Raw genomic sequence first — 15,876 nt, 5'->3', positions numbered from 1 at the left:
TTGAAGTTATAAACTTTAACAGTTCTTTTTTCGATATCGAAGAAATATTTGCATTTTAAATAGAAGCAATATACTGTAAAATATGAATTAATCATTTCCTATATCATCGAGTCATGAGAGAGGTTTATCCAACAAATGAATAAAAAATCTATAGTTATTGGACTAGCAGTTATTATCATCCTCTTTTTAATACCATATTCACTACCTCTAATCTTGGCTTTTGTTACTGCGGTTATGTTAGATCCAATTGTAAAGTACGTCGGTAAAAAATCAAAATTAAAAAGAATTTATGCGGTAACCATTACTTTTTTGCTTTATATATTATTGCTACTAGTTGTTAGTTATCTTAGTATCACTGTGATTATTAATCAGCTCATATTGTTCGTGAAAAATATACCATACTTCATGTCATCTATTGATGTTAGTAGAATTGATTCTTTGGTAGTAAAATGGAACAATTATATAGAAAAACTACCAGTTGACCTAGTAGATTCCTTTGAGGATAGTATCGATTCATTGAAGCAAATGCTAATTGAATTAGCGAAAAACATAACTGAGGGAACATTTATTTTTCTGTCAAATGTACCTGAATTTTTATTACAATTTCTAGTTTATATTATATCAGTATTCCTATTTTCTAATGAGCTAGCAGTAATCTATAAAAAAACTGATAATTTGTTTGAGAGAACAACAAAAGCTAAAGTGATGATTTTATTATCACAGATATACAAAGTGCTTTTTGGATTTTTAAAAGCTCAACTCATTCTAAGTACGGTTACATTTGTGGTGGCTCTAGTTGGTTTATTACTGCTTGACAGTAACTATCCAGTTGTCCTTTCGTTACTTATTGTCATAGTAGATCTTCTGCCAATATTGGGTACAGGCTCATTCATTGTCCCATGGGCAATTTATTCTTTTATCAATGGTGATCAACAAGCAGGCTTTGGCCTATTAATCTTATTTGGGGTTATAACGATTGTCAGAAGAATTATTGAGCCAAAAATTTTCTCTTCAAACTTAGGGATTAGTGCATTAGCGGCATTGATTAGTATGTATATTGGATTCCAATTGCTTGGATTTATCGGCCTCATAGCAGGTCCAGGTATAATCCTTTTATACGACGCTTTAGTAAAGGCTGATATTTTCAAAAATAGAATGAAATTTTCAAAAAACTGATTGGAAAGCCAGTCAGTTTTTTGTTTAGTTTCAATGAAAAAGCAAACACTATAAATCCAGGGATAAATAATTATTGTGAGGGTTAGAGACTTATGCTTTGTTATAAAAAAGGTGAAGATAAAGTATTTGAAATTAGTACATTTAAAATGCCTAGTAAAGACGAAATTATATGGTTTCATATTCAAGATAAAAACGATAAATTAGTGGATGAGAGCCTACAAACAGCGAATATTCATCCACTCGCTAGAAAAGCGATGAAATCAAAAGGAGGAATACCGAGAGTTGATATTTATACAGAGCATGCTTTTGTATGTACAAATGTGCTTCAAGATGATTTAAGTTTTGCTGCAATTAACATAGTAGTAGGACCAAACTATGTGATCTCGACAATTATGAAAGATATAAATATTATTAAGGGAATTCAGGAAGAATGCAGAGTTCACCCTGATCATATGGTTACAACTGGACATATACTCTATCACATTTTTGATTCAATTTTGTCAATTTATCTTTCAAAGGTTGACGAAATTGCCGATGATATTCAAGATATTGAAAAGAGAGTGTTTAAGACACCATTTGCAAATGAAATTGGTCACGAAGTACATAATACTAAGTACAAGCTGCACGAAGTAAGACAAATTGTTGAAGCGCAAGAAAATGTAATCAAAGATATAAGTCATGCAGATTTTCCCTATATCGACGAAGAAGCGGGATTTTATGTTAATGAACTAGTTCAAAACTTTTCTCGTGTGACATCAGCCTTTGATTCATTTAAAAATACTTTAACTAGTATATTTGACTTGCAAATGTCTCTGAAATCAGACCATATGAACATCATTATGAAAACCTTAACCTTAGTAAGTGTGATTTTTATACCGATGACCTTTATTGCAGGCTTATATGGTATGAATTTTGAACGGATGCCAGAGTTGAAATGGGATTTTGGATACTTTTATGCTCTACTTTTAATGTTTGGGATTGGAATTTCTACCTTGGTTTATTTTAAGAAAAAAGGTTGGTGGTAAAAAGAAAAGCTTCGGGCGCTTAAGGCCGAGGCTAGACATTAAAATGATTGTTACCTTTTTATTTATAGAGTTTAATGGTATTTTTCTCTGATATTTCAACAATCTGCTCGATAGGGATAGATTTTATTTTTGCAATTGTATGAGCTATGTCCTTTAGTAACAGGGGAGAAGTAACATTCCCCTCAAAGGGACCGTTAAACGGCCAAGGCCCATCTGTTTCTAGTAGTAACTGATCTGTCGGGATCTTCATAGCGAGTAACTGGTCTCGTTCACGATAGCATACTTCTGGTGTGACAGAGACAAGATAGCCTTCCTTTACAATTTTATCAAGCGTCTCGTCTGAAGCCTTTAACCAGTGAAAATGCACTTTTTTAATAGAATGTTTTTTTAGCATGTTAAAAACAATATCAGCCTGGTTATGGATTGCGTGCAGTGCAAGAGGCAATTCTCCATGTTTTGCTATTTTAATTACCTCATTAAGTAACTCTATGTAAGGATCCAATGAATTTACTTTTGTATAGTAGGGTAAACCAACCTCACCAATAGCAGAAAGCAGTTTTCTTTCTTTAGAAACCAATCTTTCCCATTCTAAAAACTCTTGCTCAGAAGGCAAAGATTGTTCCGGATGAAAGCCAATTGCGGCTTTTACGAAAGTTGGGAAACGTTGCTTTAAGGTAAGCGTTTTGTAACTTGAAGCTAAGTTAGTAGATACAGCTACGACCCCAGTAATACCTGCACGCTGCCACAATTCTATCTGTTGCTCAATATTTTCATATTGATCTAAATGGATATGAGAATCAAACATGATTTTCTAATAAATCCTTTTTAAAAAATGCTATAAATTCTAATAGGTCATCTTTAGAAGTAAAGCCAGCTTGAGCAGAAGTAGCATTTCCGCCACCTTTGCCACCGTATTTTGATAAATGTTCTTTAAATAACTGTCCACAATGAACCTGGCGTGAACCATTATGTGAGAAAATGAGCTTTTTTTCTCCGAGAGAAGCTAACATCACGAGACGATCCGTTAAGTTGGTTAGTTGTTTACCTAGGCTTTGAATCTCTTTAAATCCTCTGTCCTGTGAAGTGTGAATTATTACTTTCTCTTGATTATCTACCAATAATTCTTGTGCAAAATATTGATCATTTTGTTCTTTTAAAAGTTCAAGGTCTTTCTGAAGCTGTTTATTATCGTTTTCTAATTTTGAAATCGTTTCAAGGATACTATAACGATTTGTGCTAAATTTATTTGCGATCTGGGTGAGAAGGCTATGTGAAGCATGATAATCTGATAATGCACGCTTACCACATTTAAAATGTAAACGAACATTTCCTTTTTGTTTTTCCGTTTTAAGTAACTTAATTAATCCCAATTCACCAGTTCTCATAACATGAGTCCCACAACAAGCAGACGTATCAATTCCTTTTATCTCTACAATCCTAATCTCATCCGTTACGTCTGGAATCTTACGGAGTGAAAGAGCGGACAATTGATCTTCACCTACAACATATTTCTTAAGCGGGATGTTGTCATATATGTATTGATTAACATGTGACTCTATTTGTTGCAATTGCTTTTCAGAAAGTTCAGGAACAGCTAGATCAATTGTTACAGAATCAGTACCAAGGTGGAAACTAACCGTATGAGCATCATACAATTTAATACAAACAGCCGATAATAAATGCTGGCCAGTATGTTGTTGCATATGATCTAATCGGCGATTCCAATCAATTTCACAGGCTACAGTTGAACCAGTTGGGGGACTGGGGAGTAGATGATAAATTTCATCATCACGTTCAATGACATCAATTATTTCAATACCATCTATAAACCCAACATCAGCTGGTTGACCGCCACCTTCTGGATAAAATGCTGTTGCATTTAATGTTACAAGATAAGCGTCATTTTCTTCTGTTATTGTATTTATTTCAGTCTCCCAATTTGTGAGGAAAGGGGAGGAATAGTATAGGCGTTCTGTCAAAATAGTCATTCCTTTCGTTTATCAATTAATGTATTAATAGTACTTGAAAGTGAAAGGAAATTCCATTTTTGCACAAAAAAAAATGTATATTTTTAAACTCACATAAGTAAGCAAATCATGGAGATAATTAACATAAGGGAAAAAACAAAGGAAGTGTGGAATGCCAAATGGAAACAAGCATGAATGGTTCAATTTTCACTGGAAAACTAGATACCGAATCTAACGGATTTGTACTAACACAAGTTAAGGATATGAATACACAAACAGTCCTAACGAACACACAAATTGATGCAATCTACGATTACTTAGCAAAAGCTGTTCATTATGATGAGTATCATATTATTACATTGTATGATCAATTACCGGTTAGACTTAGAACGGATGAAATAACTGTATTGCTCGGTGAATTGGACCGAATTAAAGAAATGATTAAATATCAAGAATTAGATCATTAGGTTATCATAATAATATTATGTAAACTAATAAACAACATTACTATTCAAAACCAATACACAGCGAACCTGTATTGGTTTTGTTGAATAAATGAATCTCTGTGTTTATTTACAAATTTACGTTATAGGTGTTAGTTGTGTACTAAAATAGGTTTAGGTCAAAATAATAATGGGAATTAAACCATTCAGCCGAGGAAATTAACCTATTGATCTTGGGGAACAAATATTTTTCTCCAATAGAACTAGAAAACGGAACCGTGGCAACTTCTCAGTATTTTGCAAAACTTTAGAAACAAATGCTCCATCCCAAGAGGAGAATGAAATCTTAAAAAAGGCTATTGCTATATTAGCTAGAAAGTAAGTTTAGCTAAGCTAACTTATAGAAGCATATAAATTTTTTAATAAAAAAGATTGACACAGGGGAATAAAAGGAATAATATTATCTCGAATACGAGATAATATTATTCGAGATATATTAATTAAATATGTATTGTTTCAAGATAACTTCTATAAGGAGGTAGTTAAATGGCTAGAAAATGCACAAACCAACAAGGCTTACGTTTAGTAAAACAAACAGTAAATTTTAATCAAGATCAACTGGATTGGCAAAAATATGTTTCAGAAAAATGGTTATGCTGTCACTCCTGTTCAGGATAGAAACTATTTTAATGCAATTTACTTTAAAGAACATGGAGAAATATTATTTGAAATTGCAACTGATCCTCCTGGATTTGCTCATGATGAAAAAATTTAATGTTGCCTGAACAATATAGAGAAAGAATCCAACAAGGATTAATACCATTTGAAATTAGAAAATTAGCAGTGTAATAAGAATAGCTATTTCAACAAAGAGTAATAATAGGAGGAGTTATAAAATGGGTTTACTATCCAAATTATTTGGAACTTCATCAAAAAAGGAGAACGAAAAAATGACAAATGTAAAATTAGCGGTGATTTATTACAGTATGGGTGGAACAAATTATCAATTATCAAAATGGGCTGAAGAAGGTGCAACAGAAATAGGTGCAAAAGTGAAAGTATTAAAAGTTCCTGAACTTGCTCCACAATCGGTTATCGATGAAAACCAAGGATGGAAAGCACATGTGGAAGCAACTAAAGATGTTCCTGAAGTAACTTTAAGTGATCTGGAATGGGCAGATGCGATTATTTTCAGTGTGCCTACAAGATTTGGTAATATGCCTGCCCAAATGAAGCAATTTTTAGACACAACTGGCGGTTTATGGTTTAATGGAAAGCTTGTAAACAAGGTAGTTAGTGCTATGACATCAGCTCAAAATCCACATGGTGGTCAAGAGTCGACGATATTATCTCTCTATACCACTATGTATCATTGGGGTGCGATAGTAGCCTCTCCAGGTTATACTGATCCAGTAACATTTGGAGCAGGTGGTAACCCTTATGGAACGAGTGTTACAGTTGGTCAGGATGGAAAAATGATTGAAGACGTTCAAGCAGCTGTTAAACATCAAGCTAAACGTACTGTACAAGTTGCAGAGTGGGTAAAAAAAGCAAACCAATAATAGGTATAGGGCTGGTTCTTTTCAGCCCTTTTTTTAAAAAGATAAGAAACAGTTTTGTGACCGTTTTTCCATCTCTCACATGATGGGCTCAAGGGCATTTCCTTTTTCAGTCAATGAATACTCGATCCGAACTGGAGTTTCTGGGAAAACTCCCCTTTTTACAATACCTCGTTTTCAAGATCCTTTAACCTCTCTGATAGGACCCTTCCACTGACACCGATTGATGATTCAATACTGCAAAAACGCTGTGGACCAGATAGAAGCTGGTAAATAATTAAGCCTGTCCATCTTTGGCTCAAAAAACCGATAGCTTTTTCAAATCTAGGACAAATCGACTTATCCAATTAAATCAACCCCTTACTTATATAGTATAAACTGGTGAAAGAAATAATTGAATTATTTTATAAAAAGTTACTTGACTACACTACATTATAATAATATACTTACTTACATAAAGTAATTAAGTGATAAATTTTGGTGAAGTTTTATAAATCATCAGGAGGTAACTAAAAATGAATTTTCATCGTGAACCTAATACATTTGTAGGTCAAGTAAACCTAAAGATACAAAATTTAGAGCGTTCTATCACTTTTTATAAAGAAGTCATTGGCTTTAAGGTGTTGGAACAAACGTCAAGGTCAGCTACATTTAGTGCGGATGGAAAAACAGCTTTATTATCAGTAGAACAACCAGATAATGTAGTTCCAAAACAACGCAGAACGACCGGATTATATCACTTTGCACTCCTTCTCCCTAAAAGATCTGATTTAGCTAAAATAGTGCAGCACTTTGTGGAAATTGGAGTACAGTTAGGTTCTTCAGACCATCTAGTCAGTGAGGCTCTTTATTTATCGGATCCAGATGGAAATGGAATTGAAATCTATGTAGACCGTGATCCTTCCGAGTGGAATTGGAATAACAGTGAAGTTGAAATGACAGTGGATCCATTAAACTTCTCTGACCTCCTTTCTTACGGTAAACAGCAGTCATGGAAAGGTCTACCGACTGAAACGGTCATGGGGCATATCCATTTGAATGTATCGGAATTGAAAAAAACAGAAGAGTTTTATATCAAGGGACTTGGATTTGAAGTCGTAAACCGATATGGCACACAGGCACTTTTTATTTCGGATGGCAAATACCATCACCATATTGGTTTAAATACTTGGAATGGCGTAGGTGCACCTACACCCCCTCCAAATAGTGTTGGACTAGAATCATATACCCTAATGCTTTCAAGTGAGGAAAAGAAAAATAATATTATTGCACTGTTGAAGGAAATTGGGGCATCCGTTACAGAAGAAAACGGTTCTATCGTTACTATAGATCCTTCAGGAAATCGTATTCGCTTAATAGCCTAAAAATAGCTGGGGGATAAATATTACTATGCGTGAGAACGAGGGTATTAAAAAACCAGGAATTGAAATTGGTATTTATACACTTGGAGATATAGGATCAGATCCTGTTACTGGGAAAACAATTAGTGCTGGGCCTCCAGATACAGGCTTATTCGTAGGAAGTCCGCAACAGATTGTGGAAAAAATTCTCCGACAATACGAACTTTTTGGTCATCAACGATTCATGGCACAAATGGATATAGGAGGATTGCCATTTAAGAAAGTAGCAGAAAGTATTGAACTATTTGCTACAAAAGTAGCTCCAATTGTCCGTAAAGAAACAGCTAAGTGAAGTTTTGGATCTATTAAAATAGTAATTATACAAAGATAAACTAGGTGGTGAAAAAATGGGTTTTTTAAATAAAATTTTTCGAAATTTAGATAGGGAGGAATTAACAATGTCAAATGAAAAATTAAACATAGGTATTATCTTAGGAAGCACACGCCAAGGGAGAGTAAGTCCACAAGTAGGAGAATGGGTGAAAGAAATTGCTGATCAACGTGGAGATGCAAACTATGAGATTGTAGATATTGCAGATTTTAATTTACCGTTTTTAGGAACAACAGATGGTTCAGAACCAGGTATTGCAGCTTGGAATGAAAAATTGGCTAATTTAGATGGATTTGTATTCATCGTTCAAGAATACAATCACAGCATAACTGGTGCGTTAAAAAACGCCATTGATTTTGCCCGTGAAGCCTGGTATAACAAAGCAGCTGGTATTGTAAGTTATGGTTCAACTGGTGGAGCCCGTGCAGCTGAACATCTTCGAGGAATTCTTGCAGAACAAAAAGTTGCAGATGTTCGAACACATCCGACATTAAGTTTATTTACAGATTTTATAAATGGAACGGAATTTAAACCACAAGATTTACATCTAAACAACGTTAATACCATGCTTGAGGAAGTTGTTGCATGGAGCAATGCATTAAAAACCTTAAGATAAAGAAGAACGAACTAGGAAGAATGAAATTGTAATAGGAGCAACAGGAAAATTAGGATCTAAAATTGTGGAGACTTTAGTAAAAAAGGTACCAGTAAACCAATTAGCTGTTAGTGTTCGTAATCCAGAGAAAGCAGAAGGATTACAGGCTCGAGGAGTAGATGTTCGACATGGTGATTTTGATCATCCGGAAACAATTGATGCGGCATTTGCTGGCGTTGACCGCTTGCTAATCATATCCTAAGTTGAAATGATAGTCGGAAAGGAATAGGGTAGGAATGCGAGATTTTTTACAGTGCAGGAATCTTCACGTTAAGGGTAACGAGGAATTTATAGTCTAGTACAAAACGTTAGATGGAGCGCTGAAGGACGGAAAACTGTCACGTTCCGTATTGAGCAGGGGAAAAAGCTGGAGATCATCTCAAATGCTTACCTATTGCTAACAAGAGTTAAATAAGGGGTTTCTCTACGACTTCTATTGGTTAGTAAAAATATGTTTAGATAAATAGCTTCATATATAGAAACCCATTCTATTCAAGAGTGGGTTATTTTTATATTTCATAATGTTGAATAACTATATTCTAAAAATATTGAATTTAACATTCGATAATTATAGAATATAAATGTATTGGAAATATATAAACCAAAACGTGGTGTTAAATTTGGATGTTATAAATCTTACAAGTAGGAAGAGAGAAACTTACAAAATTAAACTAGAATACTCACTGTTGTGGGAATGTGCCTTGGGGATAGCTGCAGTAACTAATACTCCACTTATTAAGACATTAGAAAAACCACTAGATTATTGGAACGACTTAAAGATTACTTTATCGAAAGATTTACTGGAACATTTGGATTATGTAGAAAGGAACAATACATGGAAAGCGATACTTCAATTGCTACACAAGGAGAGATTTTCTGACATATCGGAGTTCACATCTTACATACAGGATATTCCTGACATTGATTTGAAATTTGTTTGTTTACCTTTTATCGGAATGGAATTCCAAGATATTAGACATAAAGCTGCTCTTGGTGAGGATTCAGCTATTAACCAAATGAAAATGTTAACAAGCGATAATCCTTTTTTTTCTCGATATATTGAATTTATTAGTAATTCAAATACTGAGAATCTGAAAGAACACCTGATTAGTGTGATGAGAGGATGGTATGACGCTGTTATACAGAGAGATTCAGAGAAACTTAATACAATCATACGAACTGATTATGATACAAAAAAAGAGATGCTAGAAAAATTGACTCCTGAAGAATTAGTTGAATGGTCAACTGGAGGGGTTACTTATTTACCAGAACCAAGTGTAAGTAATGTTCTGTTAATTCCTCAATATATTTATCGACCTTGGAATATAGAAGCAGACATAGAGGGTACAAAAGTCTTTTATTATCCCATAGCGAATGAAAGTATTTCTCCTAATGATAGATACACTCCAAACAACTTTCTGGTACTTAAACATAAGGCATTAGGCGATGAAGCTCGTATGCGAATAGTAAAATTATTGTACGAAGAAGATCGAACATTACAAGAGATTACAAATGAATTTGACATTGGTAAGTCTACCATTCACCATCACCTTAAGATACTTAGGGCGGCAAAATTAGTAGAAATGAACGATTCGAAGTATTCACTTAAAAAGAAAGCTATTGAACTTTTAGCTAAAGAATTGGATCTTTTTTTAAATAAGGGATGATTATAAAGGGGGATGGGTGTGAGTACTACCATTTTAAAGAATCGTTCATTTGTTTTTGTTTGGGTTGGTAACGGTATCTCGGAATTAGGTGGTGCTTTTGGTACCTTTAGCAACTCGGTTCTTGTATATCAGCTTACAAATTCGACTATGGCATTGGGAAGTATGTGGTTGCTATATTTTTTACCATCTCTCATTCTACAATTGTTCATTGGTCCATTTATTGATAGATGGAGTCGAAAGTGGATCATGATATTTTCTCAATGGGCGAGAGGGCTAATATTTCTGATACCACTTGTTTCATTAATAATGGGAAACCTCGAAACTTGGCATATATATGCAGTTCAAATAATGGTAGGATTAATAACTCCCATCTATACACCTGCTAATCAAGCCATTACGCCAACTATAGTGACAAAGGATCAATTAAGCACAGCAAATGCCTATATTGATGGGACGGTCAGATTAATGACATTCCTTGCTCCAATATTAGGTGGTTTTGTTGTAGAGTACACGGGTGTTAAAACTACATTAATTTTTGTTAGTGCAGTTCTTATTACAAGTGGGACATTATTGCTATTTATAAAAGAAACAAAAGGTACACAGGATGTAGCAAAGTCTTGGATGGAACAATTTGTAGAAGGAATATCCTATTTCTTCAAGCAACCAATTATCGTTTGGTTAGGCATTTTTTTAGCTTTTGTCCAGTTTGGTGTGGGAGTAACGATGGTGATCACTCTCCCTTATATTACTGAAGAATTATCGGGTAGTTATTCTGAATATGGCTATTTTATGGCAAGTTTTCCTTTTGGGTATGTAATCGGTTCAATGTTGGTTGGGAAAGTGAAATATAAAAGGCGTAGGGTCATCATGTTAGGATCTTTAGTAGTTGGTGGTCTAACATTTATTTCGTTAGGTTTGAACCATAGTATTATATTTGCTTTATTCACTGAGATTATCGCTGGAATTTCGATGGCATTTTTCAGTGTGCAAAATATAACGATATTTCAGCAAACAGTGCCAAACAACTTAATAGGCAAGGTTGCCTCGGTTCGATTATTCATTATCAGGGGTGCTATGCCATTAGGTGTATTTGTAGGTAGCTTTTTAGGTGAGTTATGGGGGATACGGCCAATGTACTTTTTGATTGGTTCAGTAATATGTATCATGTCTTTGTTGGGAATATTTCTACCTTACTTTAAGTTTATTGATACCAATATAGAAGAAAAAATTGCTTCCTAATATTGACTTTAACCAATTGGAGTAATTCCGAAATAATGAAAGGTGCCTAGCCTATTATTTAATTAGTACCTGTCATTGTTGAAGTATAGAATAGTTTAATTTAGTAAACTGACCCAAAAACAGGAGGATAATGACCACTACAAAAAGAAATTATTAGTATCTAATTCATGGGGGAGAACTAAATGGAGCTTTTAGATATTAATAGTATTTCTTCTAAATATTGTAATGTATCCCTAAACTAACGGGATACCTTACTTCAAGAAGGAGTTATGGCTATTAGTTTGAAGTATAGGGCAGGTTAATTTTAATAAGGATAATGGATTAATAACAATACAAAACTGTATATATACCTAACAGATAAATCCTTAGGAGGAGGCAATGAATGAAAAGGTTTATACTTGTAGTGGTTTTTATAGTATTAATAATTACAGTTTTCTGGTTATTCAATCTACAAGTTAGCGTAGGTTATGTGTTTATTAATAAGAATTCAGACATATGGGTAATTGATATGAGTGATACAGAAGTTGAAGGGAAAACAAAAAAAGAGCTATATGTAATGTTAGATGAAAGAGCATCGGAATCAAAGGGAGCTTTCTATAAAAAACCATTTATTAATAAAGTTATAAATACAAAGTTTAATGAAGGTCAAAAAGTTAGAATTTACTGGACAGGTGTTGTTCAACAATCTGCACCAGGACAGATTAATGATACATTGATTATTATGAAAATAAAATAAATCAATTTAAAATTACTATCCAGTAACATGAGCCTTGATCCAAGAAGGATTGTCGGTTGTTTATACCGAAGTTATTGTGCTAACAGCGGCATAGCTTAATAAGAGAAATAAAAATAGAGGATGCAGCACATACTTCATCCTCCAGGCTTTGACCACCATTCCTTTGCATGTTGAGGGATATTACCACTACGGAGTTTTTTATGACCAAGCCTCTTTTAAAAGATTTACACCTAACAGGATTTCCTCACACGTAAGATTACTGAACCCAAGTTTAATAATTGGATCATCAGAATGATTTTTTATGGAATAAATGGAGGTAGGATACACACCTTAACACCAAAATAGGAAGCGTGTTCAATTAGCCATTCCTCTGAACGTTTTAGATGTATCTTAACTAATAAGTATAAGTACAAACCAGATTGCCCCCCAATAATAGATATATTTTGTTTGAATTGTTTTTTTAATTCTGAAACTAAGCATTGCATTTTTCGCTTATAAACAAGACGCATTCGTTTAATATGGCGAATCCATTCTCCATCTTCCATAAATTTAGCCATTGTAAGCTGGCTGTTTGAGTTCCTCTAAATACATGTAAATCGGTAATTTCTTGACCGATTTCGGAGCAATGATTCCTGCTGTGAAGTCAGAAACGCTCAGCTTTTCCTTTAAACAGAAGTGACAAAACGACTTTAAACTGGAAATTCGACGTTGCATAGTACGTGGACTGATAGATCCACGGGTGGTCTGGTGCTGAATAAAGCGTCGAACGAGTGACGGATTGAGATCATCGAGATCCGTAGATCGCTTATGATCCTGCAAAAATGTCAGAAAAATCGATAAATCGCTTTCATAACTATCGAGGGTATTTTTTGAATAATTTCGCTCGACTTCAAGATACAGTAAAAATTCATCAAATGCTTGTTGAAATTCCATGAAATGACCTCCAAAATTTTTGTTATTTGGACGTACCACTAATTTATATCCCGTACTAAGACATTATGGAACCATCCCAGGAAGTTATCTGGACGGTACACAAGATTATCGTTAAGTTGACCACAGTAACTTACCAATAATGATTATTATAGGAACAACCGATAATTCTCGAAAAATCGATTTCGTCTCAATATACCGAGTATTCTAGGCTTATGACACATAATTGAGTGTTCTTGAAGTAACTTCCCATAATATATATTATGTAAACTAGATTATTGTTCTAACTAGCTTATCTTCTTCAAGTGTTGTCTGATGTACAAAGACAAGAAAGTCTAAACAGTCTGGACAAAAAAGTCTAAACTCCCTCTTCATCAAATATTTTGAGACAAAAAAGTCTAAACTGAATTTTTTTTGTTAACTTACAAAAAAATTGATAAGTTGTATCTTAATCCTCTAAAAACATTACCCTGTTTCATGCCAAGAAACCCCATTCACAACGTTAATGATTTTGAGAGATAAAAAAAGTCTAATTCCTCCGCATTTTTACCGAGTAATTAGACTAAAGATCTTTGTGTGCAGCAATGTTCTTCAATTAAAGCTGAGTTAGTTCAATATGTTAATGTAAATGGACTAAATAAAAGTCCTCAAAGGAAAATAGGTTTGTGTTTTGTCGTTACTTGAAGTTGTCACCGCGATTTCTAACAGCTTGTATTAATGCTACTGGCTCAACTTCAGTTTACTCGCACTTCCGGATTGTATAAACAGGTTTCAAAAATAATTTAGGGAAAATATTGGAAAATTTTTTATATTGCCTATTATCTAGGGAATAGACCAAGTTCCTCATGTTGTAATTTTTGTTTAACACTTTTATACTGATCTTGAAGTAATCCAAATACTTGCAAATCTATCCTGTCTCCCTTGAAATAAATGGTTTTTCTTAGTACCCCATCCAAGGAAAAGTTTAATTTATCTAAAATTTTCGACGCAGCTATATTGTTTGATTTTACTCTAGCTTCAATCCTATACATATCAAGCCTATCAAAACAAATTTTGGTTAATTCTTGAAATGCCCAATGTCCAATACCCTTATTTTGTCCCTCTTCTAATAATAAGACTCCCACTTCACAAACTCGATTTGAATGGTCTATGTTAGATATTTGAGCTATACCAATTTCTACTGAATCAAATTTAATTACATATTGCTTATTTTCGTTCGTTAACCATTTATTTAACATATTTTCTACTTGTAAGTTACTTAAAGGATATGAATATCCCATAAAGCCAGTTTCATAAACTGCTTCATCATTAACAAGCTCGATTAAAAAATTAAGGGTTCATCGCAGTTTAGTATGGAATTAATCTGTCAACAATGATACTACCAATATAATTGATAAGGCGGTAGTTTAAAAATGACAGAAAATGAGTTATTACAAATGGCACTAAATTTAGGCCCTGGATGGAAAGTAGATCATGTAGAATTCAATCCCGATGATAAAGAATTACACATATATGCTTCAACGGTAAAAGGCAGCAAATTTGAGTGTTCTACTTGTGGCAGTCCCGCCCGTATTTATGACCATGGACGTGAACGAACATGGAGACACTTAAATTTCTTTCAGTACCAAGCCTATCTTCATGCAAGACTACCACGTACAGATTGTCCAGAATGTGACGGATCTGCTAAAACAATAAAACCAAATTGGGCCCGTGAACGGTCTGGTTTCTCTGTGTACTTTGAAGCGTTCGTCATCCTTCTAATGAAAGCTATGCCCGTTAAAAAGGTGGCAAATCTTGTTGGTGAACATGATACAACTCTTTGGCCAATCCTTCATCATTATGTAAATGAAGCACGCGAAAGAGAAGACTATTCCTCTGTAAAGCAGGTAGGATTTGATGAAACATCCAGAAAAAGAGGGCACGAATATGTCTCTATCTTCATGGATCTTGAAGAGCGTAAGGTTATTTCTGTTACAGAGGGCAAAGATCAACATACATTAAAGGGATTTAAACATGATTTAATGGTTCATGGCGGCCACCCCGATAATATTAAAGAATTCAGTATTGACATGTCTCCAGCCTTTATCAAGGGGGCTGAAGAACAGTTCCCAAAAGCCTCCCTTACCTTCGATAAATTTCATGTCATGAAGATGATTAATGAGGCGGTGGATGAAACACGTCGTAAAGAGCAAAAAGATCATCCCGAGTTAAAAAATAGCCGGTATGCATGGATAAAAAATGAAGACAATTTAAACACGAAACAAAAAGAAACATTGCTTAAATTAAAGGATCAAGACCTAAAGACGGCGAAAGCCTATCAACTGAAAGTAGCATTTCAACGGTTCTGGCAAAAGGATGTCTCCGAAGCAGAAGCCTATTTGGATGAATGGCTTTCTTGGGCAAGACGATCCCAGATTCCTGATATGGTGAAGGTGGCCAAAAGTGTACACAAGCATCGTGGTGGTATCCTTCAATGGTTTAAGAGTCGTATCAATAATGGCATACTTGAGGCAACAAACGGATTAATCCAAGCAGCCAAACGACAAGCAAGAGGATACCGTTCAACTAAAAACTTAATAACAATGATCTATCTTATTGCCGGTGGGTTGAACCTAAGGGTAACAGAGTTATCAGAGTAACTCCTTCATTTAACTTACAGACCATTTAGTAGTTTCAATTGGGCTTGTCAAGTGCTTTCCTTGACAAGCCCAATTGAAACTACTACCCTTGTAAGTTGTTAAATGAAGG

General features: G+C 34.3%; 14 protein-coding genes and 5 pseudogenes. 13 read left to right on the top strand and 6 right to left on the bottom strand.

What is annotated here, in order from left to right:
• Positions 1-135 precede the first annotated feature (135 nt).
• Positions 136-1,176 carry a sporulation integral membrane protein YtvI gene (gene ytvI, locus PY093_RS15030; protein ID WP_275646673.1) on the top strand — a complete coding sequence of 347 codons (1,041 nt, stop codon included), beginning with the start codon at positions 136-138 and terminating at the stop codon, positions 1,174-1,176.
• Between the two features lie 92 nt (positions 1,177-1,268).
• Positions 1,269-2,201, top strand: coding sequence for a magnesium transporter CorA family protein (locus tag PY093_RS15025; protein WP_275646672.1), 933 nt, complete (start codon positions 1,269-1,271; stop codon positions 2,199-2,201).
• 58 nt (positions 2,202-2,259) lie between these two features.
• Here PY093_RS15025 and PY093_RS15020 read toward each other — a convergent pair whose 3' ends face one another.
• Both PY093_RS15020 and PY093_RS15015 read right to left on the bottom strand, forming a co-directional pair.
• Positions 2,260-3,006, bottom strand: a complete 747-nt coding sequence (locus tag PY093_RS15020; RefSeq protein ID WP_275646671.1) for a TatD family hydrolase — start codon at positions 3,004-3,006, stop codon at positions 2,260-2,262.
• Positions 2,999-4,180, bottom strand: coding sequence for an alanyl-tRNA editing protein (locus tag PY093_RS15015; RefSeq protein WP_275646670.1), 1,182 nt, complete (start codon positions 4,178-4,180; stop codon positions 2,999-3,001). Before PY093_RS15015 ends, PY093_RS15020 begins: the two co-directional genes overlap by 8 nt.
• A 167-nt stretch (positions 4,181-4,347) precedes the next feature.
• Between PY093_RS15015 and PY093_RS15010 the strand changes: the two genes are divergently transcribed.
• From PY093_RS15010 to wrbA, 3 genes and pseudogenes are all read left to right on the top strand, one after another.
• Positions 4,348-4,635, top strand: a complete 288-nt coding sequence (locus tag PY093_RS15010; protein ID WP_275646669.1) for a hypothetical protein — start codon at positions 4,348-4,350, stop codon at positions 4,633-4,635.
• A 582-nt stretch (positions 4,636-5,217) separates the two neighbouring features.
• Positions 5,218-5,460 (top strand): annotated as a pseudogene (locus PY093_RS15005) (VOC family protein); the annotation flags it as partial.
• A gap of 47 nt (positions 5,461-5,507) precedes the next feature.
• Entirely contained in the window at positions 5,508-6,173 is a 666-nt protein-coding gene (wrbA, locus tag PY093_RS15000) for an NAD(P)H:quinone oxidoreductase (RefSeq protein ID WP_275646668.1), read from the top strand.
• Between the two features lie 75 nt (positions 6,174-6,248).
• Here the strand turns inward: wrbA and PY093_RS14995 are convergent.
• Positions 6,249-6,517, bottom strand: a pseudogene (locus tag PY093_RS14995) (winged helix-turn-helix transcriptional regulator).
• A 168-nt stretch (positions 6,518-6,685) separates the two neighbouring features.
• Between PY093_RS14995 and PY093_RS14990 the strand changes: the two are divergent.
• From PY093_RS14990 to PY093_RS14960, 7 genes and pseudogenes are all read left to right on the top strand, one after another.
• Entirely contained in the window at positions 6,686-7,534 is an 849-nt protein-coding gene (locus PY093_RS14990) for a VOC family protein (protein WP_275646667.1), read from the top strand.
• A 139-nt stretch (positions 7,535-7,673) separates the two neighbouring features.
• A pseudogene (locus tag PY093_RS14985) lies at positions 7,674-7,862 on the top strand (LLM class flavin-dependent oxidoreductase); the annotation flags it as partial.
• 55 nt (positions 7,863-7,917) lie between these two features.
• Positions 7,918-8,517, top strand: a complete 600-nt coding sequence (locus PY093_RS14980; RefSeq protein ID WP_275646666.1) for an NADPH-dependent FMN reductase — start codon at positions 7,918-7,920, stop codon at positions 8,515-8,517.
• Between the two features lie 25 nt (positions 8,518-8,542).
• Positions 8,543-8,755: pseudogene (locus tag PY093_RS14975) on the top strand (NAD(P)H-binding protein); the annotation flags it as partial.
• A 421-nt stretch (positions 8,756-9,176) separates the two neighbouring features.
• On the top strand, positions 9,177-10,223 hold the full coding sequence (locus PY093_RS14970; protein WP_275646665.1) for an ArsR/SmtB family transcription factor: 1,047 nt from the start codon (positions 9,177-9,179) through the stop codon (positions 10,221-10,223).
• A gap of 18 nt (positions 10,224-10,241) precedes the next feature.
• The gene (locus PY093_RS14965; protein WP_275646664.1) at positions 10,242-11,462 is read left to right on the top strand and encodes an MFS transporter; all 1,221 of its coding nucleotides are present in this window, start codon (positions 10,242-10,244) and stop codon (positions 11,460-11,462) included.
• 382 nt (positions 11,463-11,844) lie between these two features.
• Positions 11,845-12,198, top strand: coding sequence for a DUF3221 domain-containing protein (locus PY093_RS14960; protein WP_275646663.1), 354 nt, complete (start codon positions 11,845-11,847; stop codon positions 12,196-12,198).
• Positions 12,199-12,396: 198 nt separating this feature from the next.
• On the opposite strand, the pseudogene PY093_RS14955 reads toward PY093_RS14960, so the two are convergent.
• The 3 genes and pseudogenes from PY093_RS14955 to PY093_RS14945 form a co-directional block, all read right to left on the bottom strand.
• Positions 12,397-12,767: pseudogene (locus PY093_RS14955) on the bottom strand (MocR-like pyridoxine biosynthesis transcription factor PdxR); the annotation flags it as partial.
• The gene (locus PY093_RS14950; protein WP_275646662.1) at positions 12,748-13,131 is read right to left on the bottom strand and encodes a site-specific integrase; all 384 of its coding nucleotides are present in this window, start codon (positions 13,129-13,131) and stop codon (positions 12,748-12,750) included. The gene PY093_RS14950 and the pseudogene PY093_RS14955, both read right to left, overlap by 20 nt.
• Positions 13,132-13,946: 815 nt before the next feature.
• Complete coding sequence (locus tag PY093_RS14945) at positions 13,947-14,450, bottom strand: GNAT family N-acetyltransferase (RefSeq protein ID WP_275646710.1); 504 nt, start codon at positions 14,448-14,450, stop codon at positions 13,947-13,949.
• 90 nt (positions 14,451-14,540) lie between these two features.
• On the opposite strand from PY093_RS14945, the gene PY093_RS14940 reads away from it, so the two are divergent.
• Positions 14,541-15,767, top strand: coding sequence for an ISL3 family transposase (locus tag PY093_RS14940; protein ID WP_275645129.1), 1,227 nt, complete (start codon positions 14,541-14,543; stop codon positions 15,765-15,767).
• Positions 15,768-15,876: the final 109 nt, after the last annotated feature.

Origin of the sequence: Cytobacillus sp. S13-E01 (assembly GCF_029193815.1) — a bacterium.
Classification (GTDB): Bacteria; Bacillota; Bacilli; order Bacillales; family Bacillaceae_L; genus Bacillus_BV.
This window is presented reverse-complemented; position numbering and strand designations above follow the sequence as displayed.